At 65.9% G+C, this 24,882-nt stretch carries 20 protein-coding genes and 1 pseudogene; 12 read left to right on the top strand and 9 right to left on the bottom strand.

The window, feature by feature from the left end; genetic code table 11:
- Positions 1-160 precede the first annotated feature (160 nt).
- The gene (locus AC4D2Q_RS10975; RefSeq protein WP_490946498.1) at positions 161-1,783 is read left to right on the top strand and encodes a hypothetical protein; all 1,623 of its coding nucleotides are present in this window, start codon (positions 161-163) and stop codon (positions 1,781-1,783) included.
- A 40-nt stretch (positions 1,784-1,823) separates the two neighbouring features.
- Here AC4D2Q_RS10975 and AC4D2Q_RS10970 read toward each other — a convergent pair whose 3' ends face one another.
- Genes AC4D2Q_RS10970 through AC4D2Q_RS10960 form a run of 3 tightly spaced genes read right to left on the bottom strand, consistent with a single transcriptional unit; the run spans position 1,824 to position 3,412 of the window.
- Positions 1,824-2,696 (bottom strand): SURF1 family cytochrome oxidase biogenesis protein, encoded by an 873-nt coding sequence (locus AC4D2Q_RS10970; protein ID WP_490946497.1) that lies wholly within the window; start codon positions 2,694-2,696, stop codon positions 1,824-1,826.
- Positions 2,697-2,999, bottom strand: coding sequence for a hypothetical protein (locus AC4D2Q_RS10965; protein WP_490946496.1), 303 nt, complete (start codon positions 2,997-2,999; stop codon positions 2,697-2,699).
- Positions 2,996-3,412: a DUF3099 domain-containing protein gene (locus AC4D2Q_RS10960; protein ID WP_490946495.1), complete on the bottom strand. Its 417-nt coding sequence runs from the start codon at positions 3,410-3,412 to the stop codon at positions 2,996-2,998. The genes AC4D2Q_RS10965 and AC4D2Q_RS10960 overlap by 4 nt, the downstream gene beginning before the upstream one ends.
- A 112-nt stretch (positions 3,413-3,524) precedes the next feature.
- On the opposite strand from AC4D2Q_RS10960, the gene AC4D2Q_RS10955 reads away from it, so the two are divergent.
- Complete coding sequence (locus tag AC4D2Q_RS10955) at positions 3,525-4,253, top strand: beta-ketoacyl-ACP reductase (RefSeq protein ID WP_490946494.1); 729 nt, start codon at positions 3,525-3,527, stop codon at positions 4,251-4,253.
- A gap of 165 nt (positions 4,254-4,418) precedes the next feature.
- Positions 4,419-5,186, top strand: a complete 768-nt coding sequence (locus AC4D2Q_RS10950; RefSeq protein WP_490946493.1) for an SDR family oxidoreductase — start codon at positions 4,419-4,421, stop codon at positions 5,184-5,186.
- A 17-nt stretch (positions 5,187-5,203) separates the two neighbouring features.
- Here the strand turns inward: AC4D2Q_RS10950 and serB are convergent, their stop codons facing one another.
- On the bottom strand, positions 5,204-6,169 hold the full coding sequence (gene serB / locus AC4D2Q_RS10945; protein WP_490946492.1) for a phosphoserine phosphatase SerB: 966 nt from the start codon (positions 6,167-6,169) through the stop codon (positions 5,204-5,206).
- Positions 6,170-6,243: 74 nt separating this feature from the next.
- Here serB and AC4D2Q_RS10940 point away from each other — a divergent pair, with 74 nt between their 5' ends.
- The 7 genes from AC4D2Q_RS10940 (at position 6,244) to AC4D2Q_RS10910 (ending at position 11,737) form a co-directional block, all read left to right on the top strand.
- Entirely contained in the window at positions 6,244-7,029 is a 786-nt protein-coding gene (locus tag AC4D2Q_RS10940) for an ABC transporter ATP-binding protein (RefSeq protein ID WP_490925497.1), read from the top strand.
- Between the two features lie 27 nt (positions 7,030-7,056).
- Positions 7,057-7,899, top strand: coding sequence for a sulfite exporter TauE/SafE family protein (locus tag AC4D2Q_RS10935; protein WP_490946491.1), 843 nt, complete (start codon positions 7,057-7,059; stop codon positions 7,897-7,899).
- Positions 7,900-8,712, top strand: a complete 813-nt coding sequence (locus AC4D2Q_RS10930) for a TrmH family RNA methyltransferase (protein ID WP_490946490.1) — start codon at positions 7,900-7,902, stop codon at positions 8,710-8,712.
- 349 nt (positions 8,713-9,061) lie between these two features.
- Positions 9,062-9,781, top strand: coding sequence for a hypothetical protein (locus tag AC4D2Q_RS10925; protein ID WP_490946489.1), 720 nt, complete (start codon positions 9,062-9,064; stop codon positions 9,779-9,781).
- A 154-nt stretch (positions 9,782-9,935) separates the two neighbouring features.
- Positions 9,936-10,193 (top strand): type B 50S ribosomal protein L31, encoded by a 258-nt coding sequence (locus tag AC4D2Q_RS10920; protein ID WP_490946487.1) that lies wholly within the window; start codon positions 9,936-9,938, stop codon positions 10,191-10,193.
- Positions 10,194-10,294: 101 nt separating this feature from the next.
- Positions 10,295-11,365, top strand: a complete 1,071-nt coding sequence (gene lplAB, locus AC4D2Q_RS10915) for a lipoate-protein ligase LplAB (RefSeq protein WP_490946486.1) — start codon at positions 10,295-10,297, stop codon at positions 11,363-11,365.
- A gap of 33 nt (positions 11,366-11,398) precedes the next feature.
- Entirely contained in the window at positions 11,399-11,737 is a 339-nt protein-coding gene (locus AC4D2Q_RS10910; protein ID WP_490946485.1) for a cupin domain-containing protein, read from the top strand.
- 91 nt (positions 11,738-11,828) lie between these two features.
- Here AC4D2Q_RS10910 and pepN read toward each other — a convergent pair whose 3' ends face one another.
- Both pepN and AC4D2Q_RS10900 read right to left on the bottom strand, forming a co-directional pair.
- Positions 11,829-14,435, bottom strand: a complete 2,607-nt coding sequence (gene pepN, locus AC4D2Q_RS10905) for an aminopeptidase N (protein WP_490946484.1) — start codon at positions 14,433-14,435, stop codon at positions 11,829-11,831.
- A 34-nt stretch (positions 14,436-14,469) separates the two neighbouring features.
- Positions 14,470-15,513 (bottom strand): YeiH family protein, encoded by a 1,044-nt coding sequence (locus tag AC4D2Q_RS10900; RefSeq protein ID WP_490946483.1) that lies wholly within the window; start codon positions 15,511-15,513, stop codon positions 14,470-14,472.
- Between the two features lie 131 nt (positions 15,514-15,644).
- Between AC4D2Q_RS10900 and AC4D2Q_RS10895 the strand changes: the two genes are divergently transcribed.
- The gene (locus tag AC4D2Q_RS10895; RefSeq protein ID WP_490946482.1) at positions 15,645-18,398 is read left to right on the top strand and encodes a cation-translocating P-type ATPase; all 2,754 of its coding nucleotides are present in this window, start codon (positions 15,645-15,647) and stop codon (positions 18,396-18,398) included.
- A 7-nt stretch (positions 18,399-18,405) separates the two neighbouring features.
- On the opposite strand, the gene AC4D2Q_RS10890 is transcribed toward AC4D2Q_RS10895, so the two are convergent.
- Positions 18,406-19,845 (bottom strand): SDR family NAD(P)-dependent oxidoreductase, encoded by a 1,440-nt coding sequence (locus AC4D2Q_RS10890; protein WP_490946481.1) that lies wholly within the window; start codon positions 19,843-19,845, stop codon positions 18,406-18,408.
- Positions 19,846-20,032: 187 nt separating this feature from the next.
- Positions 20,033-21,280: pseudogene (gene glgC / locus AC4D2Q_RS10885) on the bottom strand (glucose-1-phosphate adenylyltransferase); the annotation flags it as partial.
- A 137-nt stretch (positions 21,281-21,417) separates the two neighbouring features.
- Here glgC and glgA point away from each other — a divergent pair.
- Positions 21,418-22,623 carry a glycogen synthase gene (gene glgA / locus AC4D2Q_RS10880; RefSeq protein WP_490946480.1) on the top strand — a complete coding sequence of 402 codons (1,206 nt, stop codon included), beginning with the start codon at positions 21,418-21,420 and terminating at the stop codon, positions 22,621-22,623.
- Positions 22,624-22,732: 109 nt separating this feature from the next.
- Here the strand turns inward: glgA and AC4D2Q_RS10875 are convergent, their stop codons facing one another.
- Positions 22,733-24,826 (bottom strand): acyl-CoA dehydrogenase family protein, encoded by a 2,094-nt coding sequence (locus tag AC4D2Q_RS10875; RefSeq protein ID WP_490946479.1) that lies wholly within the window; start codon positions 24,824-24,826, stop codon positions 22,733-22,735.
- Between the last annotated feature and the right edge of the window lie 56 nt (positions 24,827-24,882).

Below are 24,882 nucleotides of genomic sequence, written 5' to 3'. Positions count from 1 at the left end.
TATCCCCACCACGCGTTGCCCACTACAAAAGGACGTCATCGTTATCTCTTCCGTATTCTCCCCTTCGTTTTCCCGCTGCCTGGCAGCAGGCGCCCTGTCGCTGGGGCTGATCCTCACCGGGTGCTCGGAACCGTCAACTCCTCAGGAGGCGGAAGCTCCGGTGGTTCCGGCGGTCAGTTTGTTGGAGGCCGGCGGTGTCATTGATGTTTTTGACGGTGGAGCCGGCGCAGCGTCGCTGGCTGCCAGCAGTGCCTTCTTCACGTCCAGTCCCGCAGCAGTGGTACTGGCGGCGCCGGACGGCCGCTCAGACGCTTCCGGCCAGGCCGCAGCGGCAGCCGCCGGGCTGGGCATCCCGCTGCTCGTGCTCGAGCCCGGCACGGAGCAGCGCGTCTCGGACGAACTGGACCGGCTGGGGGCACAGTCCGTGGTGCTTTACGGTGCGCCCGCCGGGGATTGGTCGGCATCAGTGGGGGAGCGGACGCAGGTGCCAGGCCCCGCCGACGCCGACGGGTTCCGGTCCGTGCTGAACCTGGACACGGCGCCCGCCGCAGCGGGCCCGCTGATTGCGCAGATCGCCGCCATGGACCGCGGTACCACGCTGTCCGTTCCGGTTCCGGAAGCCGCCGCGGCGAACACGGAAGCGGCGGCAACAGGCGAGGCAGCATCGGACGCGGCACCATCGGACGCGGAAACATCACAGGCGGACACACCGTCCGCTGCGGACCGGCTCCCTGAATTCCAGGCGGACGAGGATCGGACCGACGCCGTCGTCCTGGCGACTGAGGACCCGGCGTCGGCCGCGGTGGTTGCTACGGCACGCGCCGCCGGCGCCGAGGTGAAGATGGTGGAAACCGCGGATCCCCGGGCTGACTCCGACGTGATCCGGGTTCTGCGCAGTCACCGCGCAGGCGGAATCTATGCCGCCGGAAATGCTTTTGGCGGGGATGAGTTCTTCCGGGCACAGGCAGGGGTTGCCCTGAACGCTCCGGAGCTGCCCGGCGGCGGACAGACGGTCTTCCCGGGCCGGCGCATGGTGGCACTGTACGGCCATCCCAGCGGGGGAAGCCTCGGCGTCCTCGGCGAACAGGGTATGGCCGAGTCCATCCAGCTCGCCAAGGAAACGGCGGCGCAGTACCAGCCCTACAGCACGGAACCGGTGGTTCCTGCCCTGGAAATCATCACCACAGTTGCCAGTGCAGGCCCCGGTGCCGACGGCGACTATTCCGAGGAAACAGCACCGGAAGATCTGCTCCCCTGGATTGAGGCTGCACAGGATGCCGGGGTCTATGTGGTGCTGGACCTGCAGCCGGGGCTGAGCACGTTCCTGGACCAGGCGCTCCGCTACGAGCAGCTGCTGAAGTACCCGCACGTGGGGCTGGCCCTGGACTCGGAGTGGCGGCTCGCACCGGGGCAGCACCATCTGGAACAAATCGGTTCGGTGGACGCCGCGGAGGTCAATGAGGTGTCAGAGTGGCTCGCCGGCCTGACGCGGGACAACGTCCTGCCGCAGAAGGTCTTCATGCTGCACCAGTTCAATCTGTCCATGATCCGCAACCGGGACCAGCTGAACGTCAGCCATACTGAGCTGGCCGTGAGCCTGCACGCGGACGGACACGGAACGCCGGGGCAGAAGCAGGAAACGTGGAGCGTGATGCGCAACGGCCTGCAGCCGGAAATCTGGCCCGGGTGGAAAAACTTCTATGACGAAGACACTCCCATGCTGACTCCGGAGCAGACCTTCACGCAGATCGATCCCAAGCCCTGGTTCATCTCTTACCAGTAACCCCGGGGGAGGCGGTGCGCCGCCTCCCCGATGCCCGCAGCTAGTAGCCCTGGGCGTCCAGCAGTGCGTCCTCTTCGTCCTCCTGGGTGCTGCCGCGCTGCTTGCGCGGGCGGCGGGGACGGCTCGGGCCCGGATAGGCGGAGATCATTTCGTCCTCGTCGTCCTCCCAGTCGTCCTCATCGCCGTAGCGGAGGTTCAGCGCCTCCTGGCGGGCGGCGTAGCCCAGACCCACAAACAGCATGATGCCGAACGCGAACCACTGCATGGCGTAGGACAGGTGGGGTCCCTCGTCCACTGACGGCTTGGGAGCCGCTTCCGGGACCACCGCGGGACGGGGGTCCTCGCTGGCCATGAGGCCGTAGGCCGCCTGCTGGAGCTCGTACCCCACCTCGTCCTGGTACTGGGCCAGGTCGATGGACGCCAGCTGCCCCTCGGGAGCTCCGCGCCGCACTTCGGGTTCAGCAGGCTTGATGCGCGCGACGACGGTGACCTCGCCGGCCGGGGCCGCGGGAACGGCGTCGGGCTTGCCGGCTTCGTCATTGCCGATCGGCAGCCAGCCCCGGTTAATCACCACGGCGGTTCCGTCGGAGAGTTTCAGCGGCACCACAACTTCGTACCCGGCACGTCCGTTGAGGGGGCGGTTGCGGACAATGCGCTGGTTCTCGGTGTCGTAGACGCCGGTCATCGAAACCGGCAGCCATTCCTTCCCGGGGTTGTAGTCCTCGAAGAGGCCGGCCGCGTCCTCGAAGGCGACCGGAGCGGCGTCGTAATTGAGGACAACGTTGCCAATATCGTCGCGGACCGCATTCCTGCGGTCCATCTGCCACATGCCCAGGGAACAGCAAACCACGGAGAGCAGGCAGACAAGGGCAAACCAGCCCAGCCAGCGGCCGGAAAGGAGGAACCGGTACATCTAGGCAGTCCCGCTTTCGGTGTCCGCAGCGGCTGGAGAACCTGAGAGGGGCAGCGTCTGCTTCCAGAGGTCCCGTGTTTCCAAGTAATCCTGCAGCCAGGCGCGGTGCTCATCGCACGCCAGCCAGATTTTGCGGCGCTCCGGGGTGTGGATGCGCGGATTGTTCCACAGCAGCTGCCAGGAAGCGGTCAGGCGGCAGCTCTTGCGGGAGCATACGGCCGGTTCGCCGGACTGCGGGCCTGCCGGTTCCGCGCCGGGCCGGGGGGCGCCGGTGGTCCGGGCCAGTTGGTCAAGAAGGTTCATGCGTGAGGTGGTGCCTTATCGTCGTGGCCGTCGTCAGCGGGATCGTCATTAATGATCTCACCGTGCAGCAGTGCAGTTTCCGGGGATTCGCGGGTCTTGCCCGGCTCCGGCGCCCTGGGTGCCTCAATGGCGGCGGCCGGAAGGGAGTCGATCAGGGATTCCGACGCCGTCATGTTCCGGGTATCGGAACCGGCGTTGGCAATGATCACGGCGAAGTACGGAAGGACGACGGCGCCGGCAATCACCACCCAGAGCAGCCATCCGTGCACGACGAACAGCAGGCCGAGGCAGACAATGCGGATGCCCATGGACACCGAATACTTAATCATGCGTGCGCGCATCTCATCGGTGTGCGCCGTGCGGGCGTCGGTGATCCGGGGGATCGGGACACCGCGGCTGGATTCCTTGTTCATCACTCTCCCAAACAGAGTCTCCATTGTCGCACCGGAACCTGTGATGGTGAAGTCGGATCCGGCCCGGCTAGGATCGAATCCGTTCACCCCCACTCTCAGCGAAGGAAAATTTGTGCAGAACAACCTCCAGCCGTCCACCGGCCGCAGCGTCCTGGTTACCGGCGGAAACCGTGGAATCGGCCTGGCCATTGCCCAGGCGTTCGTCGAAAACGGCGACAAGGTTGCCATCACCTACCGCAGCGGGGAGGTGCCTGAGGGCATGCTCGGCGTGAAGGCCGACGTCACCGATATGGCTTCCGTGGATGCCGCGTTTACCGAGGTCGAAGCTGAGCACGGGCCGGTGGAGGTGCTGGTGGCCAACGCCGGGATCACCCGCGATACCCTGCTGCTGCGGATGAGCGAGGACGACTTCACTGACGTCGTGGACACCAACCTCACCGGAGCCTTCCGCGTCATCAAGCGGGCCTCCAAGGGAATGATCAAACTGCGCCGCGGACGGGTTGTCCTGATCTCTTCCGTGGTCGGCCTGTACGGTTCTCCCGGCCAGATCAACTACGCAGCGTCCAAGTCCGGGCTCATTGGAATTGCCCGGTCGCTGACCCGTGAGCTGGGATCCCGGAACATCACCGCAAATGTGGTGGCACCGGGATTCATCAACACGGACATGACCAAGGAACTGCCCGAAGACACCCAGAAGAACTATCTCTCCTCCATCCCGGCCAACCGCTTCGCCGAGCCCGAAGAAGTTGCCGCCGTGGTGCGCTGGATCGCCGGACCCGAGGCTTCGTACATCTCCGGCGCGGTCATTCCCGTTGACGGCGGACTGGGCATGGGCCACTAGCCGCAGCCGTCCCGCCGCGCAGCCCGGGCATTCCCCTGCGCCAAGGCCCCCGGGGGAATCGTTGGAGGATTCCACCACTTCACGAAACGTCCGGGGCTGGCAGGATGGGGGAAGTTGGATAAAAATTTGGACCTTTTCCACAAGAACCCTCACAAAGGAGCACCCATGGGCCTGTTGGACGGCAAAGCCGCCATTGTTACCGGATCATCGCGCGGCATCGGCGCCGAAGTGGCCAAGTACCTGGCCGCCGAAGGAGCCGGCGTGGTGGTCAACTACCGGCAGAAGGCGCCGCGCGCCAACAAGGTGGTCACCGGTATTGAGAACGACGGCGGGCGGGCTGTCGCGGTGGGTGCGGACCTGACCTCACCGGTTGGCCCCGCAGCTCTGGTTTCCGCCGCAGTGGAGAACTTCGGCGGCCTGGATGTACTGGTCCTCAACGCCTCCGGCGGCATGGAGACCGGCGTGGAGGAGGACTACGCGCTGAAGCTGAACCGCGATGCGCAGGTCAACATGCTCACTGCGGCCCTTGAGGTGATGCGGGCGGGATCGCGTGTGGTTTTTGTCACCAGCCACCAGGCGCACTTCATCGCCAGCGTTCCCACCATGCCCGAATACGAGCCGGTGGCCCGCAGCAAGCGTGCCGGCGAAGACGCGCTCCGGGATCTGCTTCCGCAGCTCGAGGAAAAGGGCATCACACTGGTGGTGGTCTCCGGTGACATGATCGAGGGCACCGTTACTGCCACGCTCCTGGACCGTGCCAACCCCGGCGCCATCGAGGCACGCCGCGTTGAAGCCGGAAAGCTCTACTCGGTGCAGGAATTCGGCGCCGAGGTGGCCCGGATGGCAACGGCGGATGTCCCCTCCGGCCACACTGAATACGTGGGCGGAGCGGACTACCTGGGCGCTGCCGGCCACGCGTCCGCCCAGAACTAGGGGCCCGGAACCAGCGCCTACAGCTTCACAAAGTGCTGCACCACGTCCAGCCGGGGCAGGTTCAGCACGGCATCCGCGGCGGCCTGCACTGCCGGTTTGGCGTTGAACGCCACGCCCAGTGCGGCCGCCGCCAGCATGTCCAGATCATTGGCGCCGTCACCCACGGCAATGGTGTGCTGCTCCGCGATGCCCAGTCCGGCGGCCCATTCCCGCAGGGACCGGGCCTTGACGGCGCGGTCCACCACGGGGCCGTCCACGGTGCCGGTCAGCACGCCGTCCCTGATGCCCAGCAGGTTAGCCTTTGCATGCGTCAGCTGCAGCCGGGCAGCCAGGGGATCAAGGACCTGGCTGAATCCGCCCGAGACCACGGCCACCGCGTGGCCGGCGGACAGGAATTCCTTCACCAGGGATTCGGCGCCGTCCGAGAGCTCGATGCGGCTGCCTACTTCCGCGATGACCGATTCGGGCAGCCCCGCCAGTGCCTTGACCCGCTGGTGCAGGCTCTGCGTGAAGTCCAGTTCGCCGCGCATGGCTGCTTCCGTGACTGCTGCCACCTCTGCTTCCCGTCCGGCGTGGGCGGCCAGCAGCTCTATGACTTCCTGCTTAATCAGGGTGGAGTCCACATCCATGACCAACAGCTTCCGTGCCGGTTCCAGGAGCGTTGAGGGAACGACGGCGGTGGCGGCTCCCTCCGCTGCGTCGCCCAGGGCGGCCGCGGCCGCAGCGACGGCCAAACGCAGCGTCCGGAGCCCGCCGTCGTACTCCACCATCAGCTTGGTGACGGTGTAACCGTCTCCCTCGGCGTTCTCAAGTTCCGTAATCCGTCCGCCCGCCGCACTCACTGCCTGCTGGACAGCCGCGAGATAGGCGTCCGGGAGTTCCCGCCCGTAGCTGACCACTGCGCAGTCCGGCCTGCCGGAGGACAGCGAGGACGCAATGTCCTTGAGCCGGGCGAGATCTTCGGGGCGTTTGGAATCGGGCATTGCGTATCCGTTTCTGGAGGCGGAGCGGGCCGCGTTTAGCCATCGGCCCTTTCTTTAGCCTAATGTCTAGTGCTATGAGTGATGTTCTTGAATTTGCTGCCGTAAGTGTCGTTCGCGGCGGCAAGACCCTGTTGGACGCAGTTGACTGGCAGGTCAAGGAGGGGGAGCGCTGGGTCATCATGGGCCCCAACGGCGCCGGAAAAACCACTTTGCTGCAGATCGCAGGCGGCCGCATGCACCCCACCCGCGGCGTAGCTGGAATCCTTGAGGAAGTCCTCGGAACGGTTGATGTCTTTGAGCTTCGCCCGCGGATCGGCCTGGCCTCCGCAGCCTTGGCCAATCAGATCCCGGAACATGAAACCGTCCTGAACGTGGTGCTCACCGCCTCCTACGGCATGACGGGCCGGTGGCGGGAAAAGTACGAGAAGCTTGACGAGCGCCGCGCCTTCCGCCTCCTGCACGACTGGGGCATGTCCACTTTCATGAACCGCACGTTCTCCTCCCTGAGCGAGGGTGAACGCAAGCGCGTGCAGATTGCCCGCGCCCTGATGACGGACCCGGAGCTGCTGCTCCTGGACGAGCCGGCTGCAGGCCTGGACCTTGCAGGCCGCGAGGACCTGGTGGCCCGCCTGTCCGAGCTGGCCCGCGACGAGGAAGCTCCTGCCATGGTTCTGGTCACCCACCATCTCGAAGAGGTTCCCCCGGGCTTCACCCACGCCCTGCTGCTGCGCGAGGGCGGCGTGGTGGCCTCCGGCCCCGTAGAAGACGTCTTTACCGAGGAGAACCTCAGCACGGCTTTTGACCTGCCGCTGAAGGTGCAGCACGACGGCGGCCGCTGGTCCGCCACCGCCCGCCGCTAACCGCACGGCCCGCATTTTCTCGATCAAGTGGACCTTGTTCAGGACGCCATTGTCTTTTTCGCCGGCCTGTGGGCGGGGACGATCAACGCAGTGGTCGGGTCCGGAACACTGGTCACGTTTCCGGTGCTGGTTGCCCTGGGCTTCGCACCGGTGGCAGCCACCATTTCCAACGCGATGGGACTCATCGCCGGCAATATTGCCGGGTCGTGGGGCTACCGCCGGGAACTCGCGGGGCTGAAGTCCACTCTCTTATTGCTTTTACCCGCCTCAGTGCTGGGCGGCGTCACAGGTGCCGCGCTGTTGCTGCACCTGCCGGAGAGCGTCTTCGGCACCGTGGCGCCCTACCTGATTGTGGTGGCGCTGCTGTTCGTCATTTTCCAGCCGAAACTGCAGTCCTGGGTCCGGCGCCGCGCCGATGCCGCAGCGGCTCAGGCCTCGACGGCTGACGCATCGGCGCGCGTCCCGGGAGCGCAGGCCACCGCCGTCGACCTTGTCCCCGCCAAGCTGCCCCGGCGCCAGGGTGTGATTCTGGTCATCCTGATTTACCTCGCCGGCGTTTACGGCGGTTACTTCGTGGCAGCACAGGGAATCCTGCTGGTGGGCATCCTGGGGGTGTTCCTGCGGGGCACCATCCACAACGCCAACGCAATGAAAAACATCCTGGTCCTGGGAGTGAACATTGTTGCCGCCGTTTCCTACCTCGTTTTCGCCTTCGACCGGATCATCTGGCCGGTGGTCGGGCTCATTGCGGCCGGTTCCCTGATCGGTGGATTCCTGGGCGCCGCCGTCGGCCGACGGCTCTCCCCGGTGGTCCTGCGCACGGTGATTGTGCTGCTGGGACTGGTGGCACTGTGGAATATGGTGTTCTAAGTGACCCTTTACTCGCTTGAGTCTGCCGCGGATCCGCGCGTTGCCGACTACACCTCACTGACCGACACCGCCCTGCGCCGCCGCCGGGAGCCGATGGAAGGCATGTACATTGCCGAGTCTTCCAAGGTCCTTCGCCGGGCCCTTGATGCGGGGCACCGCCCACGGTCCTTCTTCCTGGCAGAAAAATGGATTGACGGCCTCCAGGACGTGCTGGACCGGTATCCGGAGGTGCCCGCCTACGTGGGAACGGCCGCCATCTTGGAGGAAATCACCGGATTCCACCTGCACCGCGGGGCGCTGGCGGCCATGGAGCGGCCCGCACCTCTGGAGCTGAAGACCCTGTTGGCCTCCGCGCGCCGGGTGGCAGTGCTCGAGGACATCGTGGACCACACCAACATCGGAGCCATTTTCCGCTCCGCTGCCGCCCTCGGGGTGGACGCGGTCCTCGTGAGCCCGCGCTGCGCCGACCCGTTGTACCGGCGGGCCATCAGGGTCAGCATGGGTACGGTCTTCCAGGTGCCCTGGGTGCGGCTGGAAGAATGGCCGCAGCAGCTGCAGACTCTCCGGGACGCCGGTTTCGTTACTGCCGCACTGGCGCTGGCCGAGGACTCGCTGACCCTGGACGAGCTCAGTGCCCGCGCGGACGAGCGGCTTGCCCTGGTCCTGGGCACCGAGGGGGACGGCCTCGCTGCGGGAACTCTCTCCGCCGTGGACCTGACAGTCCGGATCCCCATGAGCGGCGGAGTGGATTCCCTGAATGTTGCTGCCGCCAGCGCCGTCGCCTTCTGGGAGTGCCGTCCGCAGGCAAGCTGATCCCCGGGTGCCGGTATCCCGGAGGTTCGCTTACCCTCAGACGGCTTTGGTGCAAGACTTACGGCACTGATCACTCGCCGCACTTCCATCCGGGGTCCACATGAACACTGCTCCGCGCCGGGCGCCCCAGCTCCGGTGTCCTCCTCGCGTTTCCTGCGCGCCCACCGGGGCAGCCAGGTCCGGGAACACGCCCGTCCGGGGACGCCGCGGGCCGCTCCGCGGGCTGCTGGTCACCGTGCTGTGCGTCTTTCCGCTCGGCCTGACTCTGGCCGCGTGCGGGCCCACGGCGGAACAGAGTGCAGCACGGCAGCTGGCTTCCGCGTCGCCGGCGCCCGTACCTTCCGTGCCGGTGCGCGAAGCTTCCGCTCCTGCGCTTCCGGCTCCCTTGCCGGCGCCGGCACCCACGCCCACGCCCACCCCCGAGCCGCTGAAGGTTGGCGTTACCGGGAACCAGGAGGGGATGCCCCAGCCGGTCCAGGACGCCTGCCAGTTCCTGCTGCGCCGGGATACTGCATCTTTTCCGGCAGCCGAAGCGGGGGATTGCCTGCGTGCGGCGATGATCGCCGGCGCCGGGGCAACACAAACGCTGACCACGGCGTCGAGCTGGATTCCGCAGGGAACCCATACGATGCGGTTCACCACCGCTCCCGAGTTCTCCCTCAGCCTCGAGGACAGCGACCTCGGGCTGAAAATTACGGCGGGAGCAGGCGGCAGCAGCGTGGACACCGGGGGCGGCAGGGTCAGCGCCAATACATCCGGAACACCCGAAGAGGAGTACGCTGCAGTGCTGACCCGGGCTGCTGAGCTGACCGCCAATCCGGACCGCGTGGCAGAACTGCTTCAGGATTCCGACTCCCTGACCGTGGACTACGGCGCAGTCCTGGACGGGGCGGCGCGGACCAAGATCAGCGGCCACCGGCCGGCGGACGCCGAAGCGGGGGACATGATGCCCACCTCCGTCACCCTGTGGCTGGACGACTTCTACCGGCCGGTCCGGTTTGAGCTTTCCGCCCAGACCCGCGGAATCACGTCCAGCATCACCGCTGACAACACCGGCTGGGGATCCTGACACTGCGGCCGTCCCGGCTTTAACCTGCTGCCCGGTTTGCGGTATGCTGAATTGCTGATCCCCGCAGATGCGCTTCGCTGCGCAGCACGGGGACATTCCAAGCTTTCAACCACCAGTGCCTGGCAAAATCCAGGCACCAAAAGAAGGTAATACATTGAAGTCTGATATCCATCCGAAGTACGGCCCGGTTGTCTTCCGCGATCTCGCGTCCGACACCTCGTTCCTGACCAACTCCACGGCAACTTCCGCCAAGACGGTTGAGTGGGAAGACGGCAACACCTACCCCCTCATCGAGGTGGAAATCTCCTCCGCGTCGCACCCGTTCTACACGGGCAAGCAGCGCATCATGGACTCCGCCGGCCGTGTCGAGCGCTTCAACGCCCGCTTCAAGGGCTTCGGTTCCAAGAAGTAATTCGTTTGTAACGAACATTGCAGGTTCTAGACTAAGAAGGCCCGCCCGGTATTTTCCGAGCGGGCCTTTTTATATGCGCAGAAGGAAGTTGAAGGAGCATCATGCAACAGGACGGTAGCCGCCTGCACGGAGAGTTCAAGGTGGTCGGCGGAAAACTCGTAGTGGTGGACCTGGACGTCCGCGGCGGGAAACTGGCGGATGTCTCGCTCAGCGGAGACTTCTTCCTGGAGCCCGATGACGCCCTCGCCGACATCAACGCGGCCCTGGAAGGACTCCCGGCAGAGACAGCGGGAGCCGACATCGCCGCGGCGGTGCGGGCCAACCTGCCCTCCGATGCCGTCCTTTTCGGTTTCTCGCCGGAGGCCATAGCCACCGCCGTCCGCCGGGCCCTGGCCAAGGCGACCGGCTGGACGGATCACAAGTGGGAGATCATCGGCCCCACACCCCTCTCAACGGCCATGCACGTGGCCATGGACGAAGTGCTGGCTGAAGAAGTCGGTGCCGGCAAACGCAACCCCACCCTGCGGTTCTGGGAATGGGAAACACCGTCAGTGGTGATCGGCAGTTTCCAGTCGCTGCGCAACGAAGTGGATCCCCAGGGCGCGCAGAAGCACGGGGTGACGGTGGTCCGGCGCATCAGCGGCGGCGGAGCCATGTTCATGGAGCACGGCAACGCCATCACGTACTCGATCTATGTTCCGCAGTCCCTGGTGGACGGCCTGAGCTTCGCCGAGTCCTATCCCTTCCTCGACGCCTGGGTGATGGAATCGCTGGAAAAACTGGGCATTAAGGCCTGGTACCAGCCGCTCAACGACATAGCGACTGATCAGGGCAAAATTGGCGGAGCGGCCCAGAAGCGCTTCAGCAACGGCGGCATGCTGCACCACGTGACGATGTCCTACGACATTGACGCTGACAAGATGCTTGAAGTCCTGCGGATCGGCAAGGAGAAGCTCTCCGACAAGGGCACCACCAGCGCCAAAAAGCGGGTGGATCCGCTGCGCCGCCAGACCGGCCTCACGCGGGAAGAGATCATCCGGACCATGATGGAAACCTTCGCGGCGCGTTACGGTGCCGTGGAGGCCGGCCTTACGGATGAGGAACTGGCCCTGGCGGAGGCGAAGGTGGCGGACAAGTTCGGCACCGCTGAATGGCTGAACCGGGTTCCCTAGGGATCTGAGTCCTCCTGCCATAGACTGCCGAGCATGGAAAAAAAGTCTCTGACCGCATTGGTGCGGACCCAGCTGCAGATCGCCGGCGAAGCCTCGAGCGGCCGCAGCGCCCAGACGGTCTACGGCGGCCACGAGCACGTTCTCCGGCAGACGGTGATTGCCCTGAATGCCGGATTCATTCTGGATGAACATGAGAATCCGGGCGAAGCCACCGTCTATGTCCTCAAGGGCCGGGTCCGGCTGGTAGCGGAGGAGCACACATGGGAAGGTTCCGCGGGTGACCTGCTGATTGTGCCGCAGGCCCGGCACTCGGTGGAGGCTGTGGAAGATTCCGCGGTCCTGCTGACGGTAGCCAAGCGGAACCACCCCTGAGGCCCGCAGGACAGCGGTTCAGCGGATCACAGGGCACCTGACGGGGGTTCCCGGGGCATGATGCCCCGGGAGCCCCCGCCGTCTTCAGGACCTACCTGCCGGCAGCCTGCACCCGCAGTGCCCGCAGCAGCTGGTCCTGCTGCTCCAGGATGATCCGGCGCAGGGCGGCGGGGGCCTGAGGATTGGCTTCGAGCCAGTCCATGCTGGCCACCAGGACCGGATGGTCCGCGGCAACCATGTGTTTGGGCAGGTCCTGTGCACCGGGGAAGAGTCCCGTCACCACGCGGCTGGCCTGCCCAATGCTGCGTGAGCTCCAGACCAGGGTCAGGGACGCAAAGTAGTCGGCCTGGAAGACGGACAGCAGGTCCGTGCTGCCGATCGTGATGCCTTCAATGGTTGCGGAGAGCAGCTGGTTGGACAGCTCATCCGAATGCACCGCATCCTGCCAGGCAGCCGCCTTGACGGCCGGCTCGGGGAACGCTGCGGCGGCCGTAGTGAAGCCCACCCGTCCCGAGGCTGTGGGGTCCTGGGCCAGTTCGGCCTCCAGTTCGGCGCGGGTGGCGTTGCCCGTGGCGGCCAGCGCCTGCCAGAGCGACCAGCGCAGGTCGGAGTCCACGGTGAGGCCCGGAATAGTGGCGGTTCCCTGCAGGAGACCGCGCAGCAGCTCGGTATGGGAGGTGCTGCGCCGTCCCAGGGCGGCGGCGTTCCGTGCCCAGATCAGCTGGCGGTCGCTGCCGGGTTCGGCCTGCTGAAGCTGGTCAATCACCAGTGAGTACAGGACTTCGCGCAGGTCGGCACGGTCCTCCGCGGGGGTGTACCGCTCCACGGCAAACCGGGAGTTGTCCAGCAGGACCTGCAGTACGCCGGCACCCGTCTCGGCCGGAGCGGCGTGCACAATGAGCCGGATGTAGTCGCGGGCGCTGATCATGCCGTCCCGGACACCGTTCCACAGCGCGGAGAAGCACACCGCCCGGGCCAGCGGATCGGGGATCCGGCCCAGGTTCTGCATCAGGGCCTGCAGCGAATCAGAGTCGAAACGGATTTTGGCGTAGGTCAGGTCCTCGTCGTTGAGCAGCAGCACGGCAGGGCGCTTCATGCCCGTGAGCTCAGGGACCGTGGTGCGGGGACCGACGACGTCGATTTCCACGCTGCCGGTACGGACCAGCGCACCCGCGGCGTCCGGGTTGTACAGTCCGATCCGCAGCCGGTGCGGGCGGGGAACCTGTTCCCCGCTGACGGGATCGGGGGCGTTCTGGACGATCGTGACCGAGGTGATGACGCCGTCGTCGTCCGTTTCCACCTCGGTGGTCAGCGTCGGAACGCCCGCTGTCTGCAGCCACAGCCGCGACCAGGCGCCCATGTCCCGGCCCGAGGCCTCGCTGAGGGCGCTGAGCAGGTCCGCGAGGGTGGTGTTGCCGTAGGCATGGTCGCGGAAGTAGCCCCGCGCCGCATCAATAAAGGCATCAAAGCCCACGTAGGCCACCAGCTGCTTGAGCACGGAGGCGCCCTTGGCGTAGGTGATGCCGTCGAAATTCTGCTTGGCCGCTTCCAAATCGGTAATGTCCGCCACGATTGGATGCGTGGTGGGCAGCTGGTCCTGGGTGTAGGCCCAGGCCTTGCGGCGGTTGGCAAAGCTGACCCAGGAATTCGTGAAAGCGGTGGCCTGATCCACGGCCAGGGCGCCCATATAATCCGCGAAGGACTCCTTCAGCCACAGGTCATCCCACCACTTCATGGTCACCAGGTCGCCGAACCACATGTGCGCCATCTCGTGCAGGATGGTGTTGGCCCGCGCCTCGTACTGCGCCTCGGTGGCCTTGGAGCGGAACACGTAAGCCTCGGTGAAGGTCACCAGGCCGGGGTTCTCCATGGCGCCGAGGTTGTATTCGGGCACAAAGGCCTGATCGTACTTGCCGAACGGGTAGGGGTAGGCAAACAGCTCGTGGAAGTAGTCCAGTCCCTGTTTGGTGATCTCGAAGATGTTCTGCGGATCAAAATGCTCGGCGAGCGAGGAGCGGCAGTAGGCGCCCAGGGGAATGTCCAGGACGGTGCCGTCCGGCAGAGCGGCGGACCAGGCGTCCTCGGCCTTGAAGTACGGTCCGGCCAGCACAGAGGTGATGTAGGTGGAGATGCGCTGTGTGGGGGCAAAGTCCCAGCGGCTGACGCCGCCGTCGAGCACTGTGCGGTTGGTTTCCGCGCCGTTGGAGGCAACTTCCCAGTCCGAGGGTGCGGTCACGTGGAATGTGAAGGCGGCCTTGAGGTCCGGCTGCTCAAAGTTGGCGAACACCCGCCGGGCGTCGGCCGGTTCGTACTGGGTGTAGAGGTAGGTGCGGGAATCCGCCGGATCAGTGAACCGGTGCATGCCCTCGCCGCTGCGGCTGTACAGGGCGGTACCGTCCACCGTGACCACATTGACGTAGTCCAGGCCCGTCAGGTGGATGCGGGCGCCGTCGACGGCGGTTTCCAGGGGGAGGGTGCGCCCGTTCAGGACCACCTTGGCCACGCCACCGTGGATGAAGTCCAGGAACGTCTCCGCTCCGGCCTCGGTGCAGGTGAAGGCAATGGTGCTGCGGGAACGGAAACCGGTGGCCGAGGGATCCTCGGCGCTGCTTAGGTCAAGATCAACATCATAGGCATCAACGGATATGAGGGCGGAGCGGGCGGCGGCTTCATCACGGCGCAGATTCTGGTTCGACACATGTTCATTGAATCACTTTCGCCGGGGACACGGGCTACGGGGCGAGCAGCAGGGCCAGACCGAGGCCCAGGGCTCCGATCAGGAACCAGGACACCAGCGCCGCTGAAAGCGCCCGGACCCCCGAGGCAAAAAGGGCGCGGAAGCGCACCGCGGTACCCAGTGCAAACAGGGCCGCGGCAAAGAGGATTTCCTGCGCCAGTGCTGCCGTCTCCAGCACCCCGGCCGGCAGAACCCCGGTGGTGCGCACCAGGATCAGGGCCAGGAAGCCGGCCACAAACAGGGGAACCAGGGGTGGACGCTTCCCCGGTGTCCCGTCCCCGCTGACGGCCGCGTTCGCGCCGGCTGCGGCCTGGCGGCGTCCCATTATTCCCGCTGCCGCAGTCATGGGGGCCAGCAGGACCACGCGCGCCAGCTTGACGACGACGGCGGCCGCGAGCGCTGCCGTACCGGCGGTCTGGGCGGTAGCCACCACCTGTCCAACGTCATGCACCGAGGCTCCTGCCCATATCCCGAAGGTCTCCCCGGGAAGGCGCAGCAGGGAGTCCAGCAGCGGGAGCACGCCTATGGCCAGCGTGCCGCACAGCGTGACCAGTGCTATGGGCACCACGGTGTCTTCCTGCCGCACCCGGCGGGCAGCGGCCATCGCTCCGATGGCCGACACCCCGCAGATGGAAAACCCCGAGGCAATAAGCAGCGGTTCCTCACCGGGCAGGCGAAAGGCCCGGCAGATCGCATAGGTGCCCGCGAAGGCTGTTCCCACCAGCGCCACGATCAAAAGCAGGGCTCCCCACCCCAGCCCGGCAATATCCACCAGTGAGACCTTCAATCCCAGCAGGACAATCCCCAGACGCATCAGTTTCCGGGCGGTGAGGGACAGTCCCGGCTTCAGCGGCCCGGATACCGCTGTGGAGATCCCCGGCAGGTTGGCCGCCAGGAGCCCCAGGATGACCGCCGCGGTCAGGACCGGCAGCCCGGGAAGGACGAGATGCAGCAGATAGGCAGGGATGACCGCCGCAGCGGCAATCAACAGCCCGGGAAGCGTTGACGCGCTGCGTGCGGGAGAAGAAGTGGTGTTCACGGTTCCACCCTGCCGCAGAAGAGGATGCCGGCCAAACAGCGCCGCTGGAGCCGTGTACCGCAGCGGAGGGATTTGCGCGCGTGTGGCCTTTGTTACAGTGAGGAACACCCCCTAGTTTTTAGAGGCACCACATGGCTGACCAGCTGCAGATCCCGGAGTACCCCTGGACCCGTTCCCCCGTACAGGCCGCAGCACAAATGGATGTCTCGCCGGCAGAGGGCCTCAGTGCGGATCAGGCCCGGCAGCGTCTGGCGCGGTACGGACCGAATGAGCTGGATGCCGGCCGGAAGATTCCCGGCTGGCAGAAAATTCTCCGGCTCCTGTCGGACCGGCTGATCCTGGTACTGATTGCGGCAGCCGTGATCAGCGCCGTCGTCTCCCGCGAGTGGGAAACCCCGCTGGTTATCCTGGTGGTGATCGCGCTGAACACCACCCTGAACTACGTCCAGGAACAGCGGGCGGAGAACAGCCTGGAGGCCCTGCGCAGCAGCGCGGTGTCCGTAGCGACTGTCCGGCGCAACGGCGCCTCCGTGGATGTTCCGCGCACCGAGGTGGTGCCGGGGGACGTGGTCCTCCTGGAGGCCGGGGATACCGTCCCCGCTGACGGCCGGCTCCTGGAAGCAGTCCGGCTGCAGGTGGCCGAAGCCGCCCTGACCGGGGAATCACAGCCGGTCAACAAGACAACGGGCGCACTAACCGACCCGGAACTGCCGGTGGCGGACCGCACGAACATGCTGTACATGGACACCGACGTCAGCCGGGGGAGGGCCGTCCTGCTGGTCACCGGTACCGGCATGGATACCCAGATCGGCCGGATCGCCCATCTGCTCGGCTCCACTGCGGAGGAAAAGACCACGCTGCAGCGCAGCATCGACCAGCTGGCTCGGCTGCTCACCTATGTGGCGCTGATTGTCGTGGCCGTGGTGTTTATCCTGGGCCTGCTGCGCGGTGACAGCTGGGAGGACCTGTTCCTCACTGCCGTCTCCCTGGCGGTGGCCACCATCCCGGAGGGGCTGACCGCCGTCGTCGCGTTCACCCTGGCGATGGGAGCCTCCCGGCTGGCCGCACGCGGTGCCATCATCAAACAGCTGTCCGCCGTGGAAACGCTGGGCAGCACCTCCCAGATCTGCACCGACAAAACCGGCACGCTGACCCTTAACGAAATGACCGTGCGGCGCCTCTACACCGCCTCCGGCCGGGTTTTTCGGGTCTCGGGCTCCGGCTACTCCACGGAGGGTGCGGTACTCAGCGCCGACGGGCGGCCGGCGCCGGCACTGTCGGTGGCCTTCCTGGGCTTCGCGCTGTGCAACGATGCCTCGGTGCGCGACGGCGTACTCACCGGCGATCCCACCGAGGGGGCGCTGGTGGTCCTCGCGGAGAAGGGCGGCATCGACGCCGAGGGTGCCCGCGCGTCGCATCCGCGCATCGCCGAGGTGCCCTTTGATTCGGACTACAAGTTCATGGCCACGTTCAACCGGCGTCCTGACGACGAGGAATCTCGGCAGGGCCCGGGACCCGGACACGAAGTGTTCTGCTATGCCAAGGGGGCGCCCGGAGTGCTCCTGGAGCGGTCGCAGTTCATCGCCACCGCCGAGGGCCGCCGGCCGCTGACTTCCCAGGACCGCCAGCGCATCAGCGGCGAAGTCACCGCGTTCGCCGAGCGCGGGCTGCGCACCATGGCCGTGGCGGGCCGCCCGGTGGAGGAACCGCTGCCGGCAGACCCGGACGAGCTGCCGGACAGCGTGTCGGGCCTGACCATCTACGCCGTGGTGGGCATCATGGATCCTCCCCGAAGCGAGGCGGCAGAGGCCATTGCCCGCGCCCGCGAAGCGGGGATCAGCGTGCACATGATCACCGGGGACCATCTCATCACCGCCTCGGCCATCGCGCGGGATCTGGGAATCGGCGGGGAAGCTGTCTCCGGCACGGCTCTGGAGAACCTGAATGACGAAGAGCTGCAGCGGCGCGCCCCCGGCTACGGGGTGCTGGCCCGGGTCTCGCCCGAACATAAGATCCGGATGGTGCGTGCGCTGCAGGCCGACGGCGCGGTGGTTGCCATGACCGGTGACGGCGTCAATGACGCCCCGGCGCTGAAACGCGCGGATATCGGCATTGCCATGGGGATCACCGGCACCGACGTCTCCAAGGGCGCGGCGAAGATGATCCTGACGGACGACAACTTCGCCACCATCGTCGACGCGGTCCAGGAAGGCCGGGGGATCTACGCCAACATCATCAAGTTTGTCCGGTTCCAGCTCACCACGGCGTGGGGTTTCGTCCTGATTTTCCTGGCGGCCGCGGCCTTTTCGCTGGCCGGGGGAGCGCCCTTCACAGCCCTGCAGATCCTCTGGGTCAATATCATCATGGACGGGCCGCCCGCCCTGGCCCTGGGCGTGGACCCGGCCGATCCGGACCTGATGAAACAGCGTCCGCGGCCGGCCCGGGAACCGCTGCTGACCGGCCGGCGGATTATGCAGATCCTGACCATGGGAGTGGTGATGGCCGCAGGAACGTGCACCGTCCTGTACCTGGCACCGCAGATGTATCCCGAAAGCGCCGGGGATCCGCTGTTCGCCACCACGCTGGCCTTCACCACGTTCGTGTTCTACCAGGCGTTCAACCTGCTCAACGTGCGCTCGGCGAACGGCAGTGTCTTCGCCTGGCAGACGTTCACCAACCGGGCCATCTGGGTGTCGCTGGCCGCCGTCGTCATCCTGCAGGTCCTGGTGGTGCAGCTGGGGGCGCTGCAGGGGCTCTTTGACACCACGGACCTCACCTCGGGGCAGTGGTTCCTGGCCCTGGGCGTGGGTTCAACCGTGCTGTGGGTGTCGGAGATCCGCAAGGCGGTCTCCCGCTTCCGCGATCGGGAGACCCTTCCGGCTTAGTGCCGGCTTACCAGGGCGAGGGCTTGTAGTCCTTCAGGAAGACCCCGTACTGGTCCTCTCCGGCTTCGCCCATGACAATCGGGTCATACACGCGGGCAGCACCGTCCACCAGGTCCAGGGGAGCATGGAAGCCCTCCTCGGCCAGGCGCACCTTGGTGGGGTGCGGACGCTCGTCGGTGATCCAGCCGGTGTCCACGGCAGTCATCAGGATCCCGTCCGTTTCCAGCATTTCCCCGGCGCTGGTGCGGGTGAGCATGTTCAGCGAAGCCTTGGCCATGTTGGTGTGCGGATGGCCCGGGCCCTTGTAACGGCGGCTGAACTGCCCTTCCATGGCGGAGACGTTCACGATGTACTTCCGGCGGGCCGAAGAGGCCGCCATGGCCGGACGCAGCCGGTTGACCAGCAGGAACGGCGCGGTGACGTTGCACAGCTGCACTTCGAGCATTTCCAGGGGCTCCACCTGGTCCACCACCTGGGTCCAGCTGTTGATCGGAGCGGTGTCCGGCACCAGCCCGCCGGCATCGATGGCGGTGCCCGCGTTCAGCTTCTCCAGCGAGGAGGAACCGGCGGTCAGGGCCAGGGAGGTGACCGCGTCGCCGGCCAGCACCGGATGCTCGGCGATCGAGCTGGCCAGCGCCGTCGGGTGGGCGTTGTAGGTGTGGCCGAAGGTCACCAGCTCCGGCATGGCGGCGGACGCCGGCAGTGCCTCGAGTTCGGCGTCCACCAGCGGCTGGTAGGCGTTGGAGGTCCGGCGCACGGTCTGGGCGGCGTTGTTGATCAGGATGTCCAGGGGCCCGGCGGCGGCCACTGATTCAGTGAGGGAAATGACCTGGGCCGGGTCACGCAGGTCGATGCCCACAATCTTCAGCCGGTGCAGCCAGTCCGCGGAGTCCTCCATGGCGGCAAAGCGCCGGGCCGCGTCCTTGGGGAAACGGGTGGTGATGGTGGTGTGCGCGCCGTCGCGCAACAGCCGCAGGGCAATGTACATGCCGATCTTGGCGCGGCCGCCGGTCAGCAGCGCGCGTTTGCCGGTGAGGTCCGTCCGGGCATCGCGCTTGGCGTGGCTGAAGGCCGCGCACTCCGGGCACAGCTGGTGATAGAAGGCGTCCACCACGGTGTACGGCTGCTTGCAGATGTAGCAGTTGCGCGGCTTGAGCAGCGTGCCGGCCGAGGGGCCGTGGGCCGAGGTCCGCAGCTGCGCACCGCGGGTTTCGTCGTCGATGCGGTCGGAGGCGCCGGTGGCCGTCAGAGCCACGACGGCGCGGTCCGCCTCGGCGACGGCGCTGCGCTTCTCATTCTTCTTGTGCTTCTTCACGGACTTGAACATCTTGGCGGTGGCCCGCCGGACGGCAACGTAGTCCGGATCTTCCTCGTCCAGGACATGGATGGAGGACAGGACCCGCAGGCAGGCGGCAAGGTCTTCGGGGCTCAGGTCGGGGGTGCTCATGAAAATCGTTTCTGCTGTGAATCGGCGCCGGCGGTGGACACGGCGAAGGCAATTTTGGTGCCATCCGACCTTACAACGAAACACCGCGGCGCCCCGTATTGCGGGCGCCGCGGCGGTCGAAGATCACAGGCCGCTGCGAACGGCGGCCTGCGCAGGAGCTTGCGCCTGCCTAGGCGGGCGTGCCTTCGGGTTCCGGAAGGGTGACCTTCTGGCCCTTGCTCAGTACGGTCAGGCCCGAGGGCGTCACGGTAAAGCCCCGTGCCAGGTCGAGGTCACGGTCCACACCGATGGTGGCTCCCGGCGGAATCTGTACGTTCTTGTCGATGATCGCCCGGCGGACCACAGCGCCGGCACCCACATGGATGCCGTCCATCAGCACGGAATCGGTGACCTCTGCGCCGGCGTCCACATACACATCCGGCGCCACTACCGACCGGGTCACGGTGCCGCCGGAAATCACGACGCCGTTGGAGACGATCGAGTCAAACGCCGTACCGGCCTGATCCGCAGCACTGCGGACAAACTTTGCCGGCGGGGAAATGCTCTGGCGCGTGTAGATGGGCCACTGGAGGTTGTACAGGTTGAACGCCGGCAGCGGGGAAATCAGGTCCATCGTGGCGTCATAGTACGAGTCGAGGGTACCGACGTCGCGCCAGTACTGGTGGTCGCTGCCGGTGGCCCCGGGAATGACGTTGTGGGAAAAGTCATAGACCGCGGCATCGTTGCGCTCCACAAAGTACGGAATGATGTCTCCGCCCATGTCGTGCTTGGTAATAAGCCGTTCCGCATCCACATTCAATGCTTCCACCAGTGCGTCGGTGTTGAAAACGTAATTACCCATGGAGGCCAGGAACATGTTCGGATCATCCGGGAGCCCTGGCGTGGTGGCGGGTTTTTCGATGAATGCACCAATACGTCCGGGGTTTTCCGGATCCGTTTCGATGACACCGAATTGATCGGCCAGGTGCAGCGGCTGACGGACCGCGGCAACGCTGACCGATGCTCCGGACGCGATGTGCGCCTCCACCATCTGGGAGAAGTCCATCCGGTAGACGTGGTCTGCTCCGATCACCACCACAATGTCCGGCCGGGCATCGTCAATGAGGTTCATGGACTGGTAGATCGCGTTTGCGCTGCCCAGGAACCAGCTCTTGCCCATGCGCTGCTGGGCCGGCACTGATGCCACGTAATTCTGCAGCTGGGTGGACATCCGCCACGTTTCGGAGATGTGGCGGTCCAGGCTGTGGGATTTGTACTGAGTCAAAACCACAATCTGCAGGTATCCCGAGTTCACCAGGTTGGATAAGGCGAAGTCGATGAGACGGTACCGTCCCGCGAACGGAACGGCGGGTTTTGCACGGTCCGCTGTCAGGGGCATCAGGCGTTTGCCTTCCCCGCCTGCCAGGACAACGGCCAGGACCTTCTTTGGCGCCATTTTGTACTTCCCATGCTTGTAGCTTCATGTCTAACTGGTGTTCTTTCGACATATTCGACGACGCTGTCAAGCACGTTAAATAAGTCTGCTGTTCTTCAGACTAGATCACTGCGGCGCCGGTGCACTACGTTGGTTTAGTGCGAGTAGATATTGTGTCCAAGGAATTCCCGCCCGAAATCTATGGCGGAGCAGGTGTCCATGTTGCCGAGCTGAGCCGTGTGCTGGCCGAGTACGTGGACCTTCAGGTCCACTGTTTTGGTGCTCCCCGGGAGGCTGATTACCACGGTGCCTCGGTGAAGGCATACAGCGTCCCGGCGGAGCTTGATGCTGCCAACCCGGCCGTGCAGACGCTGGGAACCGATCTGGAAATACTGCAGGGCCTGGAGGGGGCGGACCTGGTCCACTCCCACACCTGGTACGCCAATATGGCCGGCCACCTTGGCTCGCTGCTGTACGGGATTCCCCATGTCCTCAGCGCCCACAGCCTGGAGCCCCTGCGGCCCTGGAAAGCGGAACAGCTGGGCGGCGGCTATGCGCTGTCCTCCTGGGTGGAGAAAACTGCCTACGATGCCGCTGCCGCCATCATTGCGGTCTCCGAGGGCATGCGCCAGGACATCCTGCGCAGCTATCCGGAGGTGGACCCCGCCAAGGTGCGGGTGGTCCACAACGGCATCGACGTTGACCTGTGGCAGCCGGACACGGACCCGGAGGGAATCGAGGCACTGGGAATCGATCCCGCCCGCCCCAGCGTGGTGTTTGTGGGACGCAACACGCGCCAGAAGGGCCTGCCGTACCTGCTGCGCGCAGCGGCGCTGCTGCCCCCTGAAGTGCAGCTCGTGCTGTGCCTGGGTGCTGCTGACACTCCCGAGCTGGCAGCGGAAACAGCTGTTTTGATCGAGGATCTCCGGGAAAAGCGAAGCGGCATCGTCGTCATCGAGCGGATGCTCCCGCGTGCCGAGCTCATCAAGGTGCTCAGCTCCGCCACCGTGTTTGCCTGCCCGTCCATTTACGAACCGCTCGGCATCGTTAACCTGGAGGCCATGGCCTGCGGAACCGCCGTCGTGGCCTCCGCAACGGGCGGCATTCCGGAGGTGGTGGATCCCGGAGTCACCGGACTGCTGGTGCCGATCGACCAGGTCACTGACGGAACCGGCACCCCGCTTGACCCTGAAACCTTTGTCCGTGATTTCGCCGCTGCCCTGACTGAAGTGGTTGCGGATCCGGAACGCGCCCGCCGGATGGGCGAGGAAGGCCGGCGCCGCGCCACCGAGCACTTCTCGTGGGCATCCATCGCCCAGACCACCCTTGAGGTCTACCGTTCGGTGCTGCCGGCCGCCAACTAGCGGCCTCCAGGCACCGGAGCGTCACCAACGCAAAAAGGTCCGGACTGCACATTGCAGTCCGGACCTTTTTGCATACGCAGGGCAGGTCAGCTCAGCTGCCCGCTGTTGCTCACCGCTTGGACTTGGCGGCCTGCTTCTTCCGCTGGATCAGGATCTTCTCGTCCACGGGAGCGGCCCCGCTGGCGCGCAGCATGCGCTGGTAGTCCATGGCTTCGTCCTGGCGCTTCTTCTCTGCTCCGGACGCAACGGCGGCGCGCAGATGCTCGGGGCCGTAGCCAAAAGCATCCACCAGATCCAGCGCGTGCGGGCGGATCTTGGCGAGCAGCCGGTTGATGTACGGGCCGAGGGTGCGTGCGCGCTGGGTGGAGAGGCGTCCGTGCATCAGGTACCAGGACAGGTTCTTTTCGATCAGGCACAGCCCGAACAGATCGCGCATCCAGGTCATCACCTGGCGGGTGCCTTCATCCTCGATGGTGTCCAGGGCCCTCGTGAACGCCTCCCACTGCAGCAGCTCGGCGTGGGCACGTGCAGCCTCGATCAGGGCATGCTGGTTGTCATTGAAGACGGCCGCTCCCTTTTCCTTGGGCAGCTTGCGGGCCCCGCGCAGGGCGCCGGCAACTTCGGCCACCATGGTGCCCACCCGGTCCGTCAGCAGATCGTGCTGCGTCTTGGGGTCGCGCAGGGCAATAGCGGACTTCTTTTCCGAGCCCGTGTCAGCGAACGCCTGGACAATCTGCCGCAGTCCGGTGCGGTGCACCGTCCGGCCGGTGGCCTGGCCCACGGCGTACCGGGCCAGGACGCCGAAGTCGGCTCCCACGAATTCCTTGGCGTAGTCAGCGAGCAGCCGCTTGGCGACCAGCTGGAGCAGGACGGTGTTGTCGCCCTCGAACGTAGCGTAGACGTCCAGGTCCGCGCGCAGGGATGTCAGCCGGTTTTCGGCCAGGAAGCCGGCGCCGCCGGTGGCCTCGCGCGCTTCCTGCAGCGTGTCCAGGGCATGCCAGGTGGACAGCGACTTCAAACCGGCGGCCAGGGTTTCCAGGTCTTGGCGGTCTTCGTCAGTGTCATGCGCGCCGGAGAAGACGTCGTCGAACTTATGCAGCAGTTCCTCGTGCGCAAAGGCGGCCGCGTACGTGGTGGCCAGGCGCGGCAGGAGCCGGCGCTGGTGCTGCTGGTAGTCCATCAGGACTTCTTCGACAATGTCCGAGGCACCGTTGAACTGGCGGCGTTCGGTGGCGTACTGGACGGCCGTCTTCAGGGCCAGCTTGCTGGCGGCCACTGCCGCGCCGTCCAGGGACACGCGGCCCTGAACCAGGGTGCCGATCATGGTGAAGAAACGGCGGCCCGGGCTTTCAATCGGCGAGGTGTACGTGCCGTCGGCCTCCACATTGCCGTAGCGGTTGAGCAGGTTGGTGCGGGGAACACGGACGTTGGAGAAATGCAGCCGGCCGTTGTCGATTCCGTTCAGTCCGCCCTTGACGCCGTCGTCCTCGCCGCCGATGCCGGGCAGGAAGCCGTTGTCGTCCCGCAGTTCAACGTAGAACGCGTGCACTCCGTGGTCCACGCCCTTGGTGATCAGATGGGCGAAGACCACTGCAGCCTTGCCGTGGACTGCGGCGTTGCCGATGTAATCCTTCCAAGCGGCGCGGAAGGGGGTGTTGATAATGAATTCTTCGGTGCCGGCGTCGTATTCGGCGGTGGTGGCAATGCTGGCCACATCGGAACCGTGTCCGGTTTCGGTCATGGCGAAGCAGCCGGGGATTTCCAGGCTCATGATGCCGGGCAGCCACTTTTCATGGTGTTCCTTGGTGCCCAGGTGCATGACGGCGCCGCCGAACAGGCCCCACTGCACGCCGGCCTTGATCTGCAGCGACGGGTCTGCCACCACCAGTTCGCCGAAGCCGGCAACGTTGCCGCCGTGGTTGTCCTCGCCGCCGACGGATACGGGGAAAGCGCGGTGCACTGCCCCGGAGTCCGCGAGCACCTTCAGCTGGGTCATGACCCGTTCGCGGTGCTCGGTGTGGGAGAGGCCCGCGGGCGTGTGCAGCTCCTCGCGTCCTGCGAGCGCGCGCGCCTGGACGCGGATGTCCGCCCATTTGCCCAGCAGAACCCGGCTCAGGGCGTCCACGTCGACGACGGCGTTGTCATCGTCGCGCACGGCAGCGGCGGGGATCTGGCGTTCCGGCTTGGAGACTGTTTGCGTCATTGCGTGTCCTTCTTGTTGTTGTTGTGCCTGTGAATGCTAAGGGCGATGGCGCCCGG

This window comes from Arthrobacter sp. TJ-178 (assembly GCF_058269275.1).
The sequence above is the reverse complement of the archived record's forward strand: the minus strand, read 5'-3'. Positions and strand labels throughout refer to the sequence as shown.